The following is a 16,341-nucleotide window of genomic DNA, read 5'->3' as shown; positions in this document are numbered from 1 at the left end:
AGATGCCGATTAACCCAGTCGCAGTTGGGGATCCTTGGACCGCCGCGTACGCTATGCAGCTGATCAACCAGCTCAACGGCGCGAACACGGTCCAGCCTTTCCAGCCGACCTCGAACACCGACACCCCGGCGTCGCCCAGTGTCGCGCCGACCACCTGGATCAACCTCGGCAACATCACGGTGCCGGCCTGGGCGTCATCGGCCGTCGTGAGCATGAAGATAACCGGCTGCTTCGAGATCGCAGCGGGTACCGACGTCGTGACCCTGAAGATCGGCATCGGGGCCGCTCTCGGATCGGCATCGCCACGCTTGACCTTGCCGACCTCGCCGGGCCGCGGGCCGTTCGTGTGGGACGACCTGATCAGCTCGATCGCGACCGGATCGCAGGCGCTGATCGTGCAGGCCACCCGAGTCAGCGGCACCTCGCAATACCGCGTCGATGCGAACTCCTACATCTCCGCGAACATCGCGTTCCTGCCGTAACCGGCGGGGCATCTGTACACACCCCGCTGCCAATGAAGACCGTGAGGGACCTGGGATGCGTGAACCGAAATGCTGATCACCCTCGTAGCCCTGGCCACGATCATCGGCGCTCCGGTCGCACTGATCGGCGTGTACTTCACGGTCAAACAAGGAATCACCCAGTCGCGCGAATCGCGTGAAAACCGTCAGTCCGCAGCGATCGCCGCAGCTGTGAAAGCGGCGACGGATCCGCTCAGACAAACCATCAAGAACCTTCGGGAGGCGTTGGCAGCAATGACGACGGACCGGAACTACTTCCGCCAGCACGCCGACGAACTCGAGGCTGAGCTTCGGGAGAAGAACAAATGATGGGCATCCACGACAGACTGGCCCGGCTCGAACCCGCCGAGCGCACCATCCTCAAACTGGGCAGCATCTGCGTAGGCCTCGTGCTGATCTGCGCATCCCTCGGCATCGCGCTGTCCGCGCAATCCCGCGCCGGTACCGCCAACCAGCGCGCCCAGGCCGCATGCCAGGTGTACAAGACGATCGCCGAGGCGCCCGTGTCGCCTAAGGCGACCGTGCTCGGTTTGACCATCGCGGCCCAGATGCGGCTGGCCTACTCGAATGCCGGTTGTACGCAAGGACCTTTGAAGCCGATAGATCCGCGCGTCATGCCGTACCTGGGTAAGCGGTGACGTTGCTCATCACCCATCTCGTTGTCTAGGAGTCTCACCATGACCTACGCAGCACAAGCCAGTTTCGGCGTCTACGACCCAGCGGCCATCGGGTGGGCGACCGCTGACCCTGAGAGGGATTCGTCGCTCCTAGTGCCGTTCAGCCATTCGGGTGTGTCCTTCGGGCCGATGAACCGCTATGCCGTGCCGGTATTCAAGGCCGTCCTCGACGAGCTGGTCCCGCAGATTCCCAGCAAGCGACTCGTCGCCGGCCAATGCGGCTGCTACAACCCCGGGTCTCTCACAGTCGGCGGGTCGCGATCGTTCCACACCTACGCGATCGCGATCGACATCAACTGGGGCAGCAACCCGATGTACGCGGCGAGCAAGCCCAGCCTGCCCGACTCGCTGCCCGCGATCACATCGGCGATCGCGCAGAAGTACGGATGCGAGTGGGGCGGCGACTGGTCCTACCCGCAGGACTGGATGCACATCGAGATCCACCTGACCCCGGCCGAGGCGGCCGCGGTCACACCCATCGCGTCAGCACCGCCCGCTCAAACTCTGGAGGAGTTTCTCATGGCAGTGAAAGCAACACAGGACCAATGGAATCTGGTTGTGCAGGCGGCCAACGTGACCGCCCGTTCGCTCACGATTTCGAAGATCCAGACCGGCTACAACAACGGCGTCATAGCGGCGAGGAACACCGCGCTGCTACTCACCGGCCAACAGGCCGCCACCGCCGCGTCCAAGACTCGCGCTGACGCGCTCGCCGCGGCCGTCGCCAAACTGCTCGCACCCGAGACCGCAAAATGAGCGCGCACTCGATCGTCGACGACATCGAGGACGCCGGCGAGAAAGTCAGCTGGATCGCTCGAGCGGTCGCCGCTAAGCGCGGCACGATCGTCGCGGTCATCGGCACCGCGGGCACCGTAGCCGCAGCGCTCGGCCTGCCCGACGCTCTCGGCGTCTCGCAATACGCGACGACGTGGGTCGAACGCGGGATCGCCGTCGCCTCGGTCATCGGCGGAATCACCTGGATCCATAAGGGTGCCACCACCGCTGACGCGAGCAACCTACCTAAAGACACCAGCGGCGAGCTGCTCGTGCCGCTGTCTGAAGCAGCGCAGCACATCGCGAACGCGACCACCGGCGCCCTCGTTGACGTGCAGTACCCAGGCCTGATCGATGTGGATCCCGACGAGCCGGAAGACGCAGAACTACCCGCGACGCCGGCGCCCGGGCCCGACGACCGCGCAGTCGACGGCGCGTTCGCCGCCACACCTAACCCAGCGACCGCCGCCCTAACCACCTGACCCGACTCCCCGTACCTCGAGCCCTCGACAAGTGTCGTGGGCTTTTCTCTTGCCCTGAAAGGGAAGCCCATGAACGTCATCGATCAGTGCCAGCAGTGCGGAGGAGTCGACGATCACCCGAAGGTGCGAATCGGCGACGCGTTCGGCAGCGGAGTCGTTATGATCTATCACCTCGACTGTCTGCCGCACGAGATGGAGCAGTCTTTCCGCGCTGACCCGAACTTCGGGCACCTGCGCGCCGCGGCGATCGACGCGGCCAAAGACGGAACGCACGGCGATGAGCTGCGCGCCGTGCTCGTCAGCCAGGACGCGGAACAGCAGAAGATCATCGACGATCTGAACGCTGCAGCCGAGGCCGCCAACACCGCCCCGGCGGTCTGATATGGGCGCCATCGACCAGGCCGTCGGCAACCCGATCCTCGATGTGCTGCTGCCCAACGGCAGCTCCGGCACTCTCACGCTCGGCGCGCTCACCCTGACCCTGCCATTCAAGTGTGTCTTCACTTCCACGCTCGGGACCGCGGCCGCGAACGGCACCGCCATCCAGGCCGGCGTGTCGATCGCGGGTCTGTTCACGTCCGCCGCGGCCTCGGTATCGAACGTCCCGACGAAGTCGAACACTGGCACGATCTCGATCACGGTGTCCGGCGCCGGCGGCACGTGGGCCGGCTGCGAGATCTACGACTCGACCGGTACACCTAAGCGTGTGCTCTACGGACCAAGCTCCTCGCTGGCGAAGGCCTACAACACCGGCGACATCCTCGCCGTCAACACGGGCAACGCGACAGGAACGGTGCAATAGCTATGACCGCCAAACTCGGCCGTAACCCCGTCCAGTGGTTCGTGGTCCTCCTCGTCGTCTCTCTTTGCATCGCGATCTTCGCCGTCAAGGCCGGCAGCGCGACCACGAGCACGTCCTGCTCTAAGACGGATGACGGCACGAACGAAACCATCACCTGCCCCTCGAGCCAGATCACGGCTACCCAGACCGTGGTGGTTCCCGGCCCAACCGTGACACTCACCTTGCCGCCCCTCTCAAGCCCGATCGGTTCCACAGCGCCCAGCTCGAGCGCGCCGTCTCAGACCCCGACTCCGAGCCCGACGCCGACCAGCCCGTCGACGATCACGAACGGGCAGCAGATCAATCCGTCGAATGTGGGCATCGCCGCGTGGGTCGGGCCGAACGGCGAGACCTGCACGAGTCCGAAGGTCTACACGGCGAAGGTCTCAGCGAGTTCGCTGGGCGCCTCGGTCACGTGTGCGTGGTTCAAGAAAGGCGTCACGATCGATCGAGATATCAGCATCACCGCGGCGCGCTTCGACACGTCGATCGACACCAACGGTCACACAGTGAACCTGAACTGGGTCAACGTCGACACAGTCACCGCTGAGGACATCGCCATCCACGGCGACGGGACGTACAACCTGTTCCGCTGCTCCGTCACCGGCTCGTCGGACGCGTTGCGGTTCGAGGGTGACAACGTGGTCGAGTCCTACCTGCGCACCAAAGCTGAGTCGTCCTCGGATCACAACGACGCCATCCAGGCCTACCAAGCCGACGCCGGCGGGTCGATCCTGCGCAGCAACATCGACGCCAAGCCGGTGAACGCCGCCCAGTTCGGTATCGGCGCTGGCAACGGCGCGATCTTCCTCGCCGACAATTCCAAAGGTAACGCCGACATCGAGGACAACTACCTCGCCGGCGGCGGGTACACGCTGCGGCTCAACGAATCGATGATCTACACCCACGTCAAGGGCAACGTCATCGTCAAGGGTTCCTATCTGTTCGGACCGCTCGACACCACCAACTCAGTCAAGGGCGCGTTCCCAGACTGGTCTGGTAACACCCTGTCCGACGGCACACCGATCCCGGCCCCGTGACGCGGGACAACGCTCGCCAGCTTGCCGAAACGGACCCGGGCGCTGCGATCACAGCGGCGTGGCAGGCGTTCCGGCAAGCCAACTGGGACACGCAGGACCGCCTCGGTGTGAACACCTACCGAGGCGGTCTGCACAGCAATGTCGATGACGTCGAGCGGATGGCCATCGCGCAGCAGATCCCGGTGTCGTTGATCGAGGTCGCCGAGCAATTGTTCCAGGGCTACAGCGAATACCACGGCGACGAAACCGACACCGCGACCGCCCTGCAGTACGTGTCCAGCGCTGAGCAACTGATCGCGGCGTTGCAACAAATCAACTAGGGGGCGGCATTGTCGAGCACGCTCCTAACCTCAGGTTCCTCGAGCACGGCAACGACCACCGTCAACTTCTCCGCTCAAACCGCGGGGACACTGCTATGTCTGTTAATCGAGGCCGACGACTACCGCACCACCACCGGCGCCGGCCGGCCTGAATCGACGAGTTTCATCCTCCCGGCTGGCGGGTCGGTGCAGTCCAACGTCGGCATGTACGTCTGGTACAAGATCGCGACCGGCTCGGAAACGTCGGTGCAATACACCATCGGATCCGCGTCACACTCCGAGTACCAATTCATCGCAATCACTGGCATCGACAACACGACGCCATTCGACATCGGTTCCAGCACCTTCGCGAACACCTTCGGAACCACTTACGCCACGCCATCGCTAACCCCGACATCCGGTGACCGGGTAGTCCTCGCCGCGGTTGGTGGCTCGACCGGCGCTAACGACGTCACCGGTCTTGGCTCGTGGACGAACTCCTACAGCCAGGTCGGATCGAGCGTCGGCGGAACCTCGCCGCAAATGAATATCGGAAGCGCGACGCTCGCCGCGACCTTTAACGGATCCACCGCCACGAGCAGCACGGCGACCTTCACGGGCAACGGTCCCGGGAACCGCTCATCGATCATTCTCGCGTTCAAGGCCGCCTCCGGCGGAAGTACCGTCACTGGCACTGTCACCTTCCCGGTCGCGGGCGCGCTGTCCGTCGCCGGCAATTCGACTCAGCCGGCCTCGGTCGGCTTCGGCGTCTCGGCCAGCTTCGGCGTCACAGGCCAGGACACCGCGAACGCAGCGGTAGCGATGCCTGTCGTCGGTTCGCTCGCGCTCGCCGGCCAGGACACTGTCTCGAGTGCCGTTGCGATGCCAGTGAATTCCGCGCTGTCGATCGCCGGCCAGGACACCGCGAGCGCCGCTGTCGCGATGCCGGTTGTCGGGGCGCTCTCGATCGCTGGGCAGGACACGATCTCCTCGAGCGTTGCGATGCCCGTGGTCGCCGACTTGGCGATCGCCACCGCCGGCAACCAAACCGGCGCCGTCGCTATGCCGGTCACGAGCGCCTTGGCGATCGCTGGCCAGGACACCACGAGCGGCGCGGTAAGCATGCCTGTGCTCGCCACCTTGGCGGTGAGCGGATCCAGATCGGCGGCCGGTCTCGTCACCCTGGGCGTGGTCTCGTCGTTTGCGGTGAGTGGGCAGGACACCGTGAACGGCGCGATCGCGCTGCCCGTGGTCGGCGCGCTCACCCTGCAGTCCGCCGGCAACGTCACCGGCGCGGTCGCGATGGCTGTCATCGGTGCGCTCGCAGTCAGCGGGACGAAAACCAGCAGCACGGCGATTGCGGTGCCAGTGCTCGCCACGTTCGCGATCGCGGTCGGTACACCAACTACGCCCGGATCCATGACGGCGGCCGCGGTAACTGTCCCGTCGATGGTGCCGGCTGCCTCGAGCCCGGGCGGATCCATGACGGCGGCCCCGGTGATCATGCCGAGGATGGCGGCGAGCCAGTGAGAAGGAGAAGGCCATGAGCGCGCACTCGTGGAACTAGAACCTCAGCGACCAACTGAGTAACGCCCCGCACCGTAAAGGCTTCGGCCTTCGGTGCGGGGCGCTTTGCGTTGTGCGAGGACTACGCGCGAGCCTTCGCGATCGCGTCCCGGAGTTCGGCGAACCCGCCGGCCTGCTTCTTGCGGAAGTGCGCCTGGTACTTATTGCCGTCATTGGTCTTGACGATCAGATTCCCATTGACCAGCATCGAGGCGTCCTTGAACGTGACATCAGCCATGTCCTCGACCGGGATCGAGATTGAGTCGCCCTCGACGCGGATCCGCTTGTCCGACTCGGCCATCTCGGCATAGTGGTCCGCGATCCGTGCAAGCGTGTCCGGACCCAGCAGCGCAGCCCTCGACGCCTTGTTCTTCGCATGCAGCGTCAGAAGCTGTCCGTCGAACTCGGCATCGATCATGTACCCATCAGTCTTCACGCGCGCATCATGGCACATAACACGAACTTTAACTAGAGCCTTCTTCGGCTACCGTGGCCGCATGCAGCTGGTCAAGACCGCACGCGGATACGTAGAGGTCGGGCCCCTGGAGTGCGCTAATGGGCATCGCTATCGCGGCGGGCGAGTACTCGTCGGCTGGCATCCCTGCGAATGCGCCGGCGGTAACGGCCACCGCACCCACGAGTGCCGTGAGTGCGGCGACGTTCGCTACAACCCGCCGCACATCCCAGGCGCCGGTTACTGGGAAGCGATCGGCTAGCGGCGACGGAGGACAGCGCTACGGTGTGGCCTGACATCGTTCCTCGGGCCGAAGGGCAACCATGCACTTCCACACTCACAGCATCCAGTGGGGCACTGGGTGGGAGGCAATCACTGCGGTCATAACGTTTGGTGCTCTGGTCGCAGCCGGCTTCGCTGCGAAATTCACTTTCAGCGCCGCGAGATCTGCGGCCAAGCAAACCGAGTCAGCTCGCACACAGGCAAAAGCTGCCCAAGACCAACTGACGCTGGCCCGCCGTCAGGTCGACCTCGCCGAGGCCGAAGCCGCCAGGTTGAAGGCAGAGTCTGATCGCGCGAACATCAGGCTCGTCACTTCGCAGCTCGATGCACTTGCCCCAGCCGTGATCGGCCGCGCTCGACCCAGCTCGAGGAACAAAGCGTTCTTCAGCTACGCCAGCGCAGCCGGACTCCGCGATTCGGGCTACGACTACGGAGGCGCCACCTTTACCGTGCCCAGCATTAGCCGATTTGTTGATGTCCACCCCGACGTCATGGCGGGCGAGGTCTACGCCATTTTCGTGACGATCAACTTCCACAACTATTCCAACGTGCCCGCTCGAATCGCGTTCATTACAGATGGGCATGGCGAACTCGACTGGCCAGGGGGCGAGTTATACCTAGCGCCCGGCCAATCACGAGACATTGTTTGGAAGCGGATTTCAGCCTCGGGCGTCGAGTGGCAAAAACTCGGTGAGCCAGGCATAGAGGGCCAGCTATTGGACCTCGAATATTGGGTCCGCGACCACGGCGCCAACGTCCGGGACACCTACCGTTTCAACGCCGACCTGAGATTCTTCGAACGAGATGGCTCCCGACTAATCGTCAAACCCGAGCCTGCATTTCCCTGGACTGAGGCCTGGGCCGATCCGTCGAGCCGTCGTATCTACGATCGCCTCGAATCAGGCGCATCGAGTGAAACTGCTGTGGGCATCCGTGCAGCGGGAGAGGTCAGCTCGTAAATATCGCCACGTTTCACGCTGCGTGAATGTCTGCCGCAGCGGCCGCTCGACGCTTCGCGCCGTCTGGCACCGCGGTGTAAATCCTCGTCGTTTCGATGCTCGAGTGGCCGAGCAGCTCCTGCACCGCGACCAGGTCACGCTCGGCGGCGTAGGCCTTCGTTGAAAAGCGGTGCCGCAACGTATGCCCGGTGTACCCGGGCCCGAGAGCCCGGCTGATCAATTTGCCGACGTGTGCGGGAGTCATCGGCTCGTCGACCCCAGGCCGCGGAAAGACGTAGCCAGGGTGAAGCTTCGCCAGCTCGACCGCGACGATCTCGGGAATCGGCACGAGCCGCTGCCGAGCACCTTTGCCGCGGATCCGGATCTCGTCGCCCTCGATCCAGTCGGTGTGGAACATCGTGATCTCGCCGCGCCGCATCGAGCAGCACGCGGCCAGCAGAATCATCAGCCGCTCGCGTTCGGCCGCGTGAAGTAGCGCCTCGTTAATAAGCCATTCGGGCGTGGGCCTCGGCACGGGCCGCTTGGGTCTCGGCGTCCGCAGATAACGGGTGGGGTCCTTCAGTGTGAGCTCGGTCTCGATACCCCAGGCGTAGAACTTGCGAACGCTGGATCTGACAGATCTGCGGTAGTCCCCGCCCCACCGGTCGTGCCGCGCGAACCACGCGACCAGATCGTGCAGTGTGAGTTCCCATGGCCGGAGCGTGCCGTTCTCCCGGGCCAGCAATGTCAGGTGGTAAACGCGTAGTTCGATCGTCGTTCGAGGGAAGCCCTGGGCGACGAGCCACTCGGTCCAGTTGTTGATCGCTTCCCTCCAGATATCTGGCAGGGGCACGGATATATGTTCGGCAGGTTTGGTCCAAGCTGCAGCTCGAACGAGACGCAAGTTCCCCATGATGCGGTTGTGTCGTTTGTGATCAGTTGGGAACTCAGGAAGCGATGCGCAGGGGCGCATCGGCCGGGGCAAGGTCACGCGGTCGACCTCGCCGTTCAGTGAGCGGCGTGACCTTCTTTGTCCCCGGAAGCTCTGAATCAGCGGGTTGGGGGTTCAAGTCCCTCGCGGCGCACAAATGTGGTGTTTTCGGACACCCTCTACCGGGCGATCTACCGCCATGAAGGATTCAGTCGCTCGCGAGGTCGCGCCCAGCCGGAATCAGTCGTCGGCGAACGCTGCCCGCAGCTTCGCGTCCTGCTCGTCGCTGAGGTTCGTCTGGATGAGCTCGGGGTGAGTGCCCTGGAACGCCCCGCGCACCTTGTCCTCAACAGCACCCTGACTCATCAGGAACAACGCCGAGGTTCCGGGCGTGATCTGGTTGCGCACACCATCGATGAACGCCTCATCGATGCCGACGTTGGCCATCGACCCCATCAGGGCTCCCATCCCCGCACCGATCGCCAACCCGATGAGCGGCACGAAGAAGATCAATCCGAACAACAGGCCCCAGAATCCACCGCCCAGCGCGCCGGCACCGGTGGTGTTGTGAAGTTGCTGCGTCTTCGGCTTCTTCTTGTCTGCGGGCCAGGTCACGATCGCGCCGTCCAGCACCTGGATGAGCTGCTGCTTTTGCAGCTCCTCCAGCGTGGCGAGCGCTTTCTCCGCGCCATCCGCGGTTTCGAATTTCCAGACTGTAAGGGCGGACATTTGGAACCTCCTGCATCGTGGTCAGCGATTCGGTACCTGCGGACTTCCGACAGATCGATCCCGCCGTATCGGAGCCCGCACCTAGGCAGCGTGCCCGAGCGCAAATAGCCGCGCCTCATTCGCCGAGGATGACACCGCCAACCCCTACCGCGAGCGGCCCCTGGCGCTCCATCCAGCGTGATCCAATTGGGCCGGGCTCGCAGTACCTGCTAGAGTCTAATGAACATCATATTCGGTATGAGTTTCATTAGATCAAGCCTCAGAAGGTAGCCGCACAGACCGTGATCTCAGTCAGAAGTCGCTGGGTCGCGGCAGCCGTCCTCGGTACTGCGCTCGGGTCTCTGCTTGTCTCCGGGTGCGCCTCGTCCGGCAGCTCAGATGATGCGACTGCAGGCTCTTCCGCCAGAATTTCGGTCGTCGCATCAACCGATGTTTACGGCGACATCGTTTCCGAGATCGCGGGCGACAAGGTCAAGATCACATCGATTATCGATAGTTCGGACGCTGATCCTCATAGTTACGAGGCAAACACGCAGAATCAGCTTGCGCTTTCGAAGGCGAAGATCGTCATCGAGAACGGCGGCGGCTACGACGACTTCATGGATGCGCTGCTCAAGACGGCAGGCAACAAGTCGGCGAAGGTACTCAACGTCGTCGACATCTCAGGCAAGGCGACGGGCAACGAGAACGACCTGAACGAGCATGTCTGGTACGACTTTCCCACGATAGAAAAATTTGCCGCCCAGCTCGTCACGGCGCTGGCGAACGCAGACCCTGCTGACGCCAGCACCTTCACCGCGAACGCCCGGACGTTCAGCAGCGATCTGAAAGCCCTTGAAGCCACCGAGGCCACTATCAAGGCCAGCAACGCCGGAGCCGGCGTCGCGATAACCGAACCGGTACCGCTGTATCTTCTCCAAGCCTGCGGTCTGGTCAACAAGACCCCTGCTGATTTCAGCAAGGCCGTCGAAGAGGAATCGGACGTCTCGCCGCGGGTTCTATCAGAGACACTTGCATTGTTCGACGACAAGCAGGTGAAGCTGCTTGCCTACAACGAACAAACCTCGGGCGCTACAACCGAACGAGCACTGGCCGCTGCGAAGGCGAATCACATCCCGGTTGTGCCGGTCACTGAAACGCTCCCGGCCGGCAAGAACTACGTGAGCTGGATGAGCGACAATCTGAATTCGGTTCGGAGCGCTCTTGACCAGTAACACGCCCGTGGCCACGGGCTCAGGCTCGAACGATAAGAGCGTCCTAGAACTGCGCGCGGGCTCGCTCTCATTCGGCGAGCGAACGCTCTGGGCCGACCTGGATCTGAAGATCCGAGCCGGCGAGTTCGTGGCGGTCCTCGGCGCCAACGGGTCAGGAAAGACCAGTCTCATCAAAACGATCCTCGGTCTTCAGCACTTGACGTCGGGGACGATGTCCATCGTTGGCAAGCCTCCACAGCGGGGCAGCGATCTGATCGGATACGTCCCACAGGAACGCCGGCTCGCAGCCGCAACCCCAATTCGTGCACGCGACCTCGTGCGGCTGGGAATAGACGGCCAGCGTTGGGGACCGGGTTGGTTCAACCCAGGCCGTAACAAGCGTGTCGAACGGATCCTGGCCTCGGTGGGCGCAGAGCATTTGTCGTCGGTTCCGGTTCATCTGCTTTCCGGCGGTGAACAGCAGCGGATCCGGATTGCCCAGGCACTGGCGACAGATCCGCAACTGCTGTTATGCGATGAGCCGCTGCTGTCGCTGGATCTGAATCACCAGCGCGCGGTAGTCGGCCTGATCGATGGCCGGCGCCGATCGCACGACACCGCCGTACTGTTCGTAACGCACGAGATCAATCCGATTCTGCCGTACGTCGATCGGGTTCTTTATCTCGCAGAAGGAAGATTCCGGATCGGCACCGTCGATGAGGTGATGACCTCGGCCAGTCTGTCGGCTCTGTACGGCTCGAATATCGAGGTCATCCGCACCGGCTCGCGGATCATCGTCGCAGGCGTTCCCGATGTTCCGGACCACGAACATGAACACGAAGAAGCTGACGACGAGGACGAAGCGTGACGAGCACGCTGGCAGCTGCTGATCCGAGCATCATGCAACAGATCTTCAACTTCACCGACTACGGGCAGCTGCTCGCTCTCGTCCACAATTCGATCATCGCCGGCGCCGTGCTGGGCGTCGTGTGTGGGTTCATCAGCGTGTTCGTCATGCGGCGTGATCTGCCGTTCGCAGTCCACGGAATCAGCGAGTTGTCCTTCGCCGGAGCAGCCGGCGCCCTGCTCATCGGCGTGAACGTCGTCATCGGGTCGTTGGCCGGATCGATAATCGCCGCTGTTGCTATCGGTGCGCTCGGGATCAAGGCTCGCGATCGCAACTCCATCATCGGCGTGTTGATGCCGTTCGGACTTGGCCTGGGCGTGCTGTTCCTAGCGCTCTACAAGGGACGAGCTGCCAACAAGTTCGGACTGCTCACCGGCCAGATCGTCGCGGTGGACACACCGCAACTGTCATGGCTCATCGGTATCTCGATAGTGGTGCTGATCAGCCTTGTGATTCTCTGGCGCCCACTCACCTTCGCAAGCCTCGACCCTGACGTCGCGGCGGCCCGCGGCGTACCGGTACGGCTTCTCGCGCCTGCCTTCATGCTGATTCTCGGACTCACCGTCGCGATGTCCGTCCAGATCGTCGGCGCGTTGCTGGTGCTCAGCATCGTCTGCACACCTGCCGCCGCGGCGATGCGTGTGACCGCCTCACCGTGGCTCACCACCGTGCTCAGCGTCGCGTTCGCGACCGTCTCGGTCGTCGGCGGAATCTTGCTCGCGCTGGGAAGCTCGCTGCCGATCAGCCCGTACATCACGACAATCTCGTTCGCCTTTTACGTGACATGCCGGATCGTCGGTGTCGTACGGGATCGGACCCGCTCGGCTGTCTGAGGTGGCTCGGCTGTCTGAGGTAACAGGTGAGCGATGCCTGAGAGCTAGGGCGCTGAGACCGAAGCGATGGGACGACCAGCAGTATTGTGGTAATGATTATCACGCACATTCATGGTCACGAACGACCACCAGCCACAGCCCTTAGGAACCGTTATGACCACAGCTCTAGGCGGCAAACGCCGCCAGCGAAGCACGCGGCAAGGTGGCCTCGTTCGCGATCAGCTGGCGGCCGGAGAGGGATTCCGCAGCGCGCAATCGGTGTTCTCCGAGCTTCGAGCCAAGGGTGAGGTCATCGGACTTTCAACCGTGTACCGCCACCTGCAGTCACTTGCGGACGACGGCGAAGCAGACACACTCCAGACCCAGGAGGGCGAGGCGCTTTACCGCCTGTGCGGCCAGAGCGCCCACCATCATCATCATCTCGTCTGTCGGGTCTGCGGCCGGACGGAAGAGATCGAAGGCCGCGGCGTCGAAAAATGGGCAGCGCAGATGGCCGAGCAACACGGGTTCACCGATGTTGGGCACACGATCGAGTTGTTAGGCGTCTGCGCGGGCTGCACCGCTGCCGACGCAAAGAACTAGCCCGTGAGAAGGCGGCCCGAGACCGGTGCCGAAGTGGTGTTGCGAGATCAGTCCGGCGGCTCGCACGAATGTCGGGCCAGCGAACTCAGCGACGACCGCCTGGCGCTCGAAATGGCCGACGGCATGGGCGCTGGTTTGCAGTGCAATGATCGAATTCTCGTGACCTGGCCAGAGGCGGCTGGGCTTGTCTGCTTACCGGTCGTTCTCGTTGAGCACGATTCCGAACGACCCTCGCACTGGGTTGCTGACATCGACGGCGAAGCGTGGCTCGAGCAACGTCGACAGTTTCCGCGAGCGCCGGTATCGGGAACCGTGGGACTACGGCCCGTCGGAAGCCAAGCCGCCGCCGTCGCAACTGGCTTCCTGCTGGACCTCAGCGAGGCCGGCATGAGATGCACAGTCGAGGACGGCTACCGCTCGCTCGGCCAGCCCGCGACCGACGTCGACATCACACTTGCGCTCGAAGCCGGGCTCTTCCGGCTTTCGGGCAAGGTTCTGTACGGGCGCCAGGCAACGCACGACGCCCACCGGCTGGAATTGGTCGTGATTTTCGATCGGCCGGTGCCGCAGGTGGATCAGCTGCGGGATCTCATCGAGCGATCACAAGCCTGACGGTCATCGGCGGCTGCGTCGAAGGTTACGCACGACGAGCAGCGTCAACAGCAAGGCTGCACCACCGATCACGGCCTTACCGGCGGGAGAGGTCAGCTTCTCCTTGATCGAGTTCGTCGCATCGTCGACAAAACGCGACGGTGCAAGCCGCTCGGCAAGCTGATCGACCGAGATGGCCAGTTGGTCCCGGGCCTGCTCGATCTCGGCCCGGATTTCGTCCGCGCTGCGTTCGACTGCCACTACGACCCCTTTCGGTCACGTTTGTCAGACCCGTCAATCTCGGGTGACGACCAGAGTAGCGAGTCGGTGAACCCGACCAGGGCCGCACCAGCGATTCTGGGAGGCGATACGGTGGCTGCCATGACCTCACGGCTATCACCCGGCGACTCCGCGCCCACGTTCACCCTCCCCGATGCAGACGGCAATCCGGTATCGCTGGCCGATTTCCGGGGCCAGCGCGTCATCGTGTACTTCTACCCGGCCGCCTCCACGCCGGGCTGCACCAAGCAAGCCTGCGACTTCAGGGACAGTCTCGATCACCTCAAGTCAGAAGGCTTCGCCGTTCTGGGCGTGTCACCAGACAAGCCAGCCAAACTGACCAAGTTTCGGGACAACGAGGGCCTCACGTTTCCGCTGCTGTCCGATGAGCAAAAGACCGTCCTCGAGGCCTACGGTGCCTACGGCGAAAAGAAGTTGTACGGAAAGACGGTAGTCGGCGTGATTCGGTCAACCTTCGTCATCGACGCTGCTGGCAAGATCGAGCTTGCGCAGTACGCGGTCAAGGCAACCGGCCACGTTGCGAAACTGCGCCGGGATCTGGGCTTGGATTGATCGGCCTGGATTGATCGGCCTGGATTGATCGGCCTGGATTGATCGGCCTGGATTGATCGGCCTGGATTGATCGGCTTGGACTGATCGGCTTGGACTGATCGGGCTGATGAGGCCAAACTATGGTGCTCGGCATAGGGTGATCCGGGTAACGGGGCCGTAGCCCAAAGGCAGAGGCGCACGGTTTAGGTCCGTGACAGTGGGGGTTCGACTCCCCCCGGCCCTACGAATCAAAGGGGCCCGGCCGGTCGAGGAGGTAGACCGGCCGGCCCGGCACATCCCGGCCAACATCCAAAGCGGGCGCCGCTCCGAATCGCTCTCATGTCACCCAATTTCGGCGCAGCCTCGCCACGACTGGTATCAGCTGAGGTCGCCCTGACGACTCGCCGGTATACCGCTGTTTGGGCGGTCGAGGCTCGTTCGACTGTCGAGGCTCACGCCCGGATCTCACTAATATGAGTCGGGTGCGATCCGAGAAGGTGACGTCGATCGGGGTGCACTCCGTCGATGCTGCCCGTGCGGAGCCCACCGACGAGTTGGCTGGCTTGCTCGCCGCCGCATCTCGTGGCGAAGAACAAGCCTTCGCGTCGCTGTATGACAAGACCTCGCCCCGCGTCTACGGAATGGTGGTCCGCGTCGTCCGAGATGCGGCGCAAGCTGCCGAGGTCACCCAAGACGTTTATCTCGAAGTTTGGCGCCAATCCGCACGCTTTGATGCAAGCCGATCGGCCGTTATGCCGTGGCTGTTGATGATCGCGCACCGCCGGGCTGTCGATCGGGTGCGTTCGGCGCAATCCTCCGTCGTTCGAGACAACCGCTACGCCGTGTTGAGCACCGAACGCCCCTATGACAGCGTGAGCGAGCAGGTGCAGACGAGCCTCGAATCGCAACGGGTTCGCAAAGTCATGGACGACCTGACCGACGCTCAGCGCGAGGCCGTCAGCTTGGCCTACTTCGGTGGCTACACCCACAGCGAGGTCGCTGAGCTGCTGCACATTCCGCTCGGCACGGTCAAGACACGGATCCGGGACGGCCTGATTCGGCTGCGAGATGCATTGGGGGTGACGTCATGAGTCCAGAACTGCATGCGCTGGCCGGCGCTTACGCCCTCGACGCACTAGATAACGATGAGCGTTCGGTATTCGAGGAGCATCTGGCAGATTGCCCCGACTGCGCTATTGAGGTGGAGAGTCTGCAAAGCGCTGCTGCGGAGCTCAGCCATATCACTGAGACGACACCGCCGCCGGCGTTGCGCGCAGACGTCCTCGCAGCCATCGGCCGCGTCCGGCCGCTGCCGCCGGTGACCGACAACGTCATCGCGCTACGGCGAGCCAAGACCAGCCGGTCGGTGTGGCAGGTCGTAGCTGCTGCGTGTGCCTTGATCGCCCTTGTCGCGGCAGGCTGGGGCTACCAGCAGCACCGGGATGCGCACACTCGCAACACGGCCTCGGTGAGCATCGTCGATCAGGTGCTGAGCGCGAACGATGCGACCACGGTCAGCGGACCGGTCGGCAATGGGCGCGCCACCCTGGTCTTCTCCAAGGCGCAAGGTCGCCTCGTGCTGGTTGGACATGCGATTCCGGCTCCCGGTGCGGACAAGACCTACCAGCTGTGGATGGTCTCGGACGGCAAATACATCTCGGCAGGCACGTTCGTCCCGGATGCGAATGGAGACGTGAGGACGGTTGCTTCTGGAGATCTGGCGAGCACGTCGAAGATGGGCATCTCGCTCGAGCCGGCTGGCGGTTCGCCGCAACCGACCAAGGTCATAGCCACGATGACTCTGTGACGGTTGGACCTGTGACGGGCCATACCTGATCGCGCCCTGACCGCTGCACCTATAGCGTGAGAT

The 16,341-nt window shown here is 63.4% G+C and carries 24 protein-coding genes and 1 tRNA gene; 21 read left to right on the top strand and 4 right to left on the bottom strand.

Features of this window, described 5'->3' with window-relative positions; translation table 11 throughout:
• Nucleotides 1–2: 2 nt before the first annotated feature.
• The 10 genes from ACSMXN_RS09235 to ACSMXN_RS09190 all read left to right on the top strand — a co-directional run bounded on the left by ACSMXN_RS09235 (nucleotide 3) and on the right by ACSMXN_RS09190 (nucleotide 6,164).
• Nucleotides 3–482 carry a hypothetical protein gene (locus tag ACSMXN_RS09235; protein ID WP_155958234.1) on the top strand — a complete coding sequence of 160 codons (480 nt, stop codon included), beginning with the start codon at nucleotides 3–5 and terminating at the stop codon, nucleotides 480–482.
• A 69-nt stretch (nucleotides 483–551) separates the two neighbouring features.
• Nucleotides 552–830: a hypothetical protein gene (locus ACSMXN_RS09230; RefSeq protein WP_022911569.1), complete on the top strand. Its 279-nt coding sequence runs from the start codon at nucleotides 552–554 to the stop codon at nucleotides 828–830.
• A complete protein-coding gene (locus tag ACSMXN_RS09225) occupies nucleotides 827–1,159 on the top strand; it encodes a hypothetical protein (RefSeq protein WP_155958232.1) in 333 nt (110 codons plus the stop codon). The genes ACSMXN_RS09230 and ACSMXN_RS09225 overlap by 4 nt, the downstream gene beginning before the upstream one ends.
• A gap of 39 nt (nucleotides 1,160–1,198) precedes the next feature.
• The gene (locus tag ACSMXN_RS09220; protein ID WP_022911567.1) at nucleotides 1,199–1,954 is read left to right on the top strand and encodes a M15 family metallopeptidase; all 756 of its coding nucleotides are present in this window, start codon (nucleotides 1,199–1,201) and stop codon (nucleotides 1,952–1,954) included.
• Nucleotides 1,951–2,454, top strand: a complete 504-nt coding sequence (locus ACSMXN_RS09215) for a hypothetical protein (protein ID WP_022911566.1) — start codon at nucleotides 1,951–1,953, stop codon at nucleotides 2,452–2,454. Before ACSMXN_RS09220 ends, ACSMXN_RS09215 begins: the two co-directional genes overlap by 4 nt.
• A 69-nt stretch (nucleotides 2,455–2,523) precedes the next feature.
• The gene (locus ACSMXN_RS09210) at nucleotides 2,524–2,835 is read left to right on the top strand and encodes a hypothetical protein (RefSeq protein WP_022911565.1); all 312 of its coding nucleotides are present in this window, start codon (nucleotides 2,524–2,526) and stop codon (nucleotides 2,833–2,835) included.
• 1 nt (nucleotide 2,836) lies between these two features.
• Entirely contained in the window at nucleotides 2,837–3,256 is a 420-nt protein-coding gene (locus ACSMXN_RS09205; protein ID WP_022911564.1) for a hypothetical protein, read from the top strand.
• A gap of 2 nt (nucleotides 3,257–3,258) precedes the next feature.
• The gene (locus ACSMXN_RS09200; RefSeq protein ID WP_022911563.1) at nucleotides 3,259–4,335 is read left to right on the top strand and encodes a hypothetical protein; all 1,077 of its coding nucleotides are present in this window, start codon (nucleotides 3,259–3,261) and stop codon (nucleotides 4,333–4,335) included.
• Entirely contained in the window at nucleotides 4,332–4,655 is a 324-nt protein-coding gene (locus ACSMXN_RS09195; protein WP_022911562.1) for a hypothetical protein, read from the top strand. The genes ACSMXN_RS09200 and ACSMXN_RS09195 overlap by 4 nt, the downstream gene beginning before the upstream one ends.
• Nucleotides 4,656–4,664: 9 nt before the next feature.
• Nucleotides 4,665–6,164, top strand: coding sequence for a hypothetical protein (locus ACSMXN_RS09190; protein ID WP_022911561.1), 1,500 nt, complete (start codon nucleotides 4,665–4,667; stop codon nucleotides 6,162–6,164).
• Nucleotides 6,165–6,282: 118 nt separating this feature from the next.
• Here ACSMXN_RS09190 and ACSMXN_RS09185 read toward each other — a convergent pair whose 3' ends face one another.
• A complete protein-coding gene (locus ACSMXN_RS09185) occupies nucleotides 6,283–6,636 on the bottom strand; it encodes a hypothetical protein (protein ID WP_155958229.1) in 354 nt (117 codons plus the stop codon).
• A gap of 61 nt (nucleotides 6,637–6,697) precedes the next feature.
• Here ACSMXN_RS09185 and ACSMXN_RS09180 point away from each other — a divergent pair, with 61 nt between their 5' ends.
• Together ACSMXN_RS09180 and ACSMXN_RS09175 are read left to right on the top strand one after the other, a co-directional pair.
• Complete coding sequence (locus tag ACSMXN_RS09180) at nucleotides 6,698–6,916, top strand: hypothetical protein (RefSeq protein ID WP_155958226.1); 219 nt, start codon at nucleotides 6,698–6,700, stop codon at nucleotides 6,914–6,916.
• 61 nt (nucleotides 6,917–6,977) lie between these two features.
• Nucleotides 6,978–7,895 (top strand): hypothetical protein, encoded by a 918-nt coding sequence (locus ACSMXN_RS09175; RefSeq protein ID WP_022911558.1) that lies wholly within the window; start codon nucleotides 6,978–6,980, stop codon nucleotides 7,893–7,895.
• Nucleotides 7,896–7,908: 13 nt separating this feature from the next.
• Here ACSMXN_RS09175 and ACSMXN_RS09170 read toward each other — a convergent pair whose 3' ends face one another.
• Both ACSMXN_RS09170 and ACSMXN_RS09165 read right to left on the bottom strand, forming a co-directional pair.
• On the bottom strand, nucleotides 7,909–8,727 hold the full coding sequence (locus ACSMXN_RS09170; protein WP_196811123.1) for a tyrosine-type recombinase/integrase: 819 nt from the start codon (nucleotides 8,725–8,727) through the stop codon (nucleotides 7,909–7,911).
• A 318-nt stretch (nucleotides 8,728–9,045) separates the two neighbouring features.
• Complete coding sequence (locus tag ACSMXN_RS09165; protein ID WP_022911557.1) at nucleotides 9,046–9,534, bottom strand: DUF1269 domain-containing protein; 489 nt, start codon at nucleotides 9,532–9,534, stop codon at nucleotides 9,046–9,048.
• A 281-nt stretch (nucleotides 9,535–9,815) separates the two neighbouring features.
• On the opposite strand from ACSMXN_RS09165, the gene ACSMXN_RS09160 reads away from it, so the two are divergent.
• The 5 genes from ACSMXN_RS09160 (at nucleotide 9,816) to ACSMXN_RS09140 (ending at nucleotide 13,661) form a co-directional block, all read left to right on the top strand.
• Nucleotides 9,816–10,748 (top strand): metal ABC transporter solute-binding protein, Zn/Mn family, encoded by a 933-nt coding sequence (locus ACSMXN_RS09160; RefSeq protein WP_022911556.1) that lies wholly within the window; start codon nucleotides 9,816–9,818, stop codon nucleotides 10,746–10,748.
• Nucleotides 10,738–11,595 carry an ATP-binding cassette domain-containing protein gene (locus tag ACSMXN_RS09155; RefSeq protein WP_196811122.1) on the top strand — a complete coding sequence of 286 codons (858 nt, stop codon included), beginning with the start codon at nucleotides 10,738–10,740 and terminating at the stop codon, nucleotides 11,593–11,595. Before ACSMXN_RS09160 ends, ACSMXN_RS09155 begins: the two co-directional genes overlap by 11 nt.
• Nucleotides 11,596–11,627: 32 nt before the next feature.
• Nucleotides 11,628–12,467 carry a metal ABC transporter permease gene (locus ACSMXN_RS09150; RefSeq protein ID WP_051148751.1) on the top strand — a complete coding sequence of 280 codons (840 nt, stop codon included), beginning with the start codon at nucleotides 11,628–11,630 and terminating at the stop codon, nucleotides 12,465–12,467.
• Between the two features lie 153 nt (nucleotides 12,468–12,620).
• Nucleotides 12,621–13,049, top strand: coding sequence for a Fur family transcriptional regulator (locus ACSMXN_RS09145; protein WP_022911553.1), 429 nt, complete (start codon nucleotides 12,621–12,623; stop codon nucleotides 13,047–13,049).
• Between the two features lie 3 nt (nucleotides 13,050–13,052).
• The gene (locus ACSMXN_RS09140) at nucleotides 13,053–13,661 is read left to right on the top strand and encodes a PilZ domain-containing protein (protein ID WP_022911552.1); all 609 of its coding nucleotides are present in this window, start codon (nucleotides 13,053–13,055) and stop codon (nucleotides 13,659–13,661) included.
• A gap of 3 nt (nucleotides 13,662–13,664) precedes the next feature.
• Here ACSMXN_RS09140 and ACSMXN_RS09135 read toward each other — a convergent pair whose 3' ends face one another.
• The gene (locus tag ACSMXN_RS09135) at nucleotides 13,665–13,901 is read right to left on the bottom strand and encodes a DUF3618 domain-containing protein (RefSeq protein ID WP_022911551.1); all 237 of its coding nucleotides are present in this window, start codon (nucleotides 13,899–13,901) and stop codon (nucleotides 13,665–13,667) included.
• 120 nt (nucleotides 13,902–14,021) lie between these two features.
• Between ACSMXN_RS09135 and bcp the strand changes: the two genes are divergently transcribed.
• The 4 genes from bcp (at nucleotide 14,022) to ACSMXN_RS09115 (ending at nucleotide 16,278) form a co-directional block, all read left to right on the top strand.
• On the top strand, nucleotides 14,022–14,492 hold the full coding sequence (gene bcp, locus ACSMXN_RS09130) for a thioredoxin-dependent thiol peroxidase (protein ID WP_027138993.1): 471 nt from the start codon (nucleotides 14,022–14,024) through the stop codon (nucleotides 14,490–14,492).
• 150 nt (nucleotides 14,493–14,642) lie between these two features.
• A tRNA-Leu gene (locus tag ACSMXN_RS09125) sits at nucleotides 14,643–14,715 on the top strand.
• A gap of 229 nt (nucleotides 14,716–14,944) precedes the next feature.
• Nucleotides 14,945–15,562, top strand: coding sequence for an ECF RNA polymerase sigma factor SigK (gene sigK / locus ACSMXN_RS09120; RefSeq protein WP_022911549.1), 618 nt, complete (start codon nucleotides 14,945–14,947; stop codon nucleotides 15,560–15,562).
• Nucleotides 15,559–16,278 (top strand): anti-sigma factor, encoded by a 720-nt coding sequence (locus ACSMXN_RS09115; protein ID WP_022911548.1) that lies wholly within the window; start codon nucleotides 15,559–15,561, stop codon nucleotides 16,276–16,278. The genes sigK and ACSMXN_RS09115 overlap by 4 nt, the downstream gene beginning before the upstream one ends.
• The last annotated feature ends 63 nt before the right edge of the window (nucleotides 16,279–16,341 follow it).

It is taken from the genome of Parajatrophihabitans canadensis, from assembly GCF_053764775.1.
The sequence above is the reverse complement of the archived record's forward strand: the minus strand, read 5'-3'. Positions and strand labels throughout refer to the sequence as shown.

Excerpts from the sequence above, each read along its gene's own strand:
- ACSMXN_RS09180 (WP_155958226.1), top strand. The coding sequence starts at position 6,698 with ATGCAGCTGGTCAAGACCGCACGCGGATACGTAGAGGTCGGGCCCCTG.
- ACSMXN_RS09150 (WP_051148751.1), top strand. The coding sequence starts at position 11,628 with ATGCAACAGATCTTCAACTTCACCGACTACGGGCAGCTGCTCGCTCTC.
- ACSMXN_RS09215 (WP_022911566.1), top strand. The coding sequence starts at position 1,951 with ATGAGCGCGCACTCGATCGTCGACGACATCGAGGACGCCGGCGAGAAA.
- ACSMXN_RS09145 (WP_022911553.1), top strand. The coding sequence starts at position 12,621 with ATGACCACAGCTCTAGGCGGCAAACGCCGCCAGCGAAGCACGCGGCAA.
- ACSMXN_RS09115 (WP_022911548.1), top strand. The coding sequence starts at position 15,559 with ATGAGTCCAGAACTGCATGCGCTGGCCGGCGCTTACGCCCTCGACGCA.
- ACSMXN_RS09230 (WP_022911569.1), top strand. The coding sequence starts at position 552 with ATGCTGATCACCCTCGTAGCCCTGGCCACGATCATCGGCGCTCCGGTC.
- ACSMXN_RS09205 (WP_022911564.1), top strand. The coding sequence starts at position 2,837 with ATGGGCGCCATCGACCAGGCCGTCGGCAACCCGATCCTCGATGTGCTG.
- bcp (WP_027138993.1), top strand. The coding sequence starts at position 14,022 with ATGACCTCACGGCTATCACCCGGCGACTCCGCGCCCACGTTCACCCTC.
- ACSMXN_RS09165 (WP_022911557.1), bottom strand. The coding sequence starts at position 9,534 with ATGTCCGCCCTTACAGTCTGGAAATTCGAAACCGCGGATGGCGCGGAG.
- ACSMXN_RS09200 (WP_022911563.1), top strand. The coding sequence starts at position 3,259 with ATGACCGCCAAACTCGGCCGTAACCCCGTCCAGTGGTTCGTGGTCCTC.
- ACSMXN_RS09235 (WP_155958234.1), top strand. The coding sequence starts at position 3 with ATGCCGATTAACCCAGTCGCAGTTGGGGATCCTTGGACCGCCGCGTAC.
- ACSMXN_RS09210 (WP_022911565.1), top strand. The coding sequence starts at position 2,524 with ATGAACGTCATCGATCAGTGCCAGCAGTGCGGAGGAGTCGACGATCAC.
- sigK (WP_022911549.1), top strand. The coding sequence starts at position 14,945 with ATGAGTCGGGTGCGATCCGAGAAGGTGACGTCGATCGGGGTGCACTCC.
- ACSMXN_RS09220 (WP_022911567.1), top strand. The coding sequence starts at position 1,199 with ATGACCTACGCAGCACAAGCCAGTTTCGGCGTCTACGACCCAGCGGCC.
- ACSMXN_RS09175 (WP_022911558.1), top strand. The coding sequence starts at position 6,978 with ATGCACTTCCACACTCACAGCATCCAGTGGGGCACTGGGTGGGAGGCA.
- ACSMXN_RS09225 (WP_155958232.1), top strand. The coding sequence starts at position 827 with ATGATGGGCATCCACGACAGACTGGCCCGGCTCGAACCCGCCGAGCGC.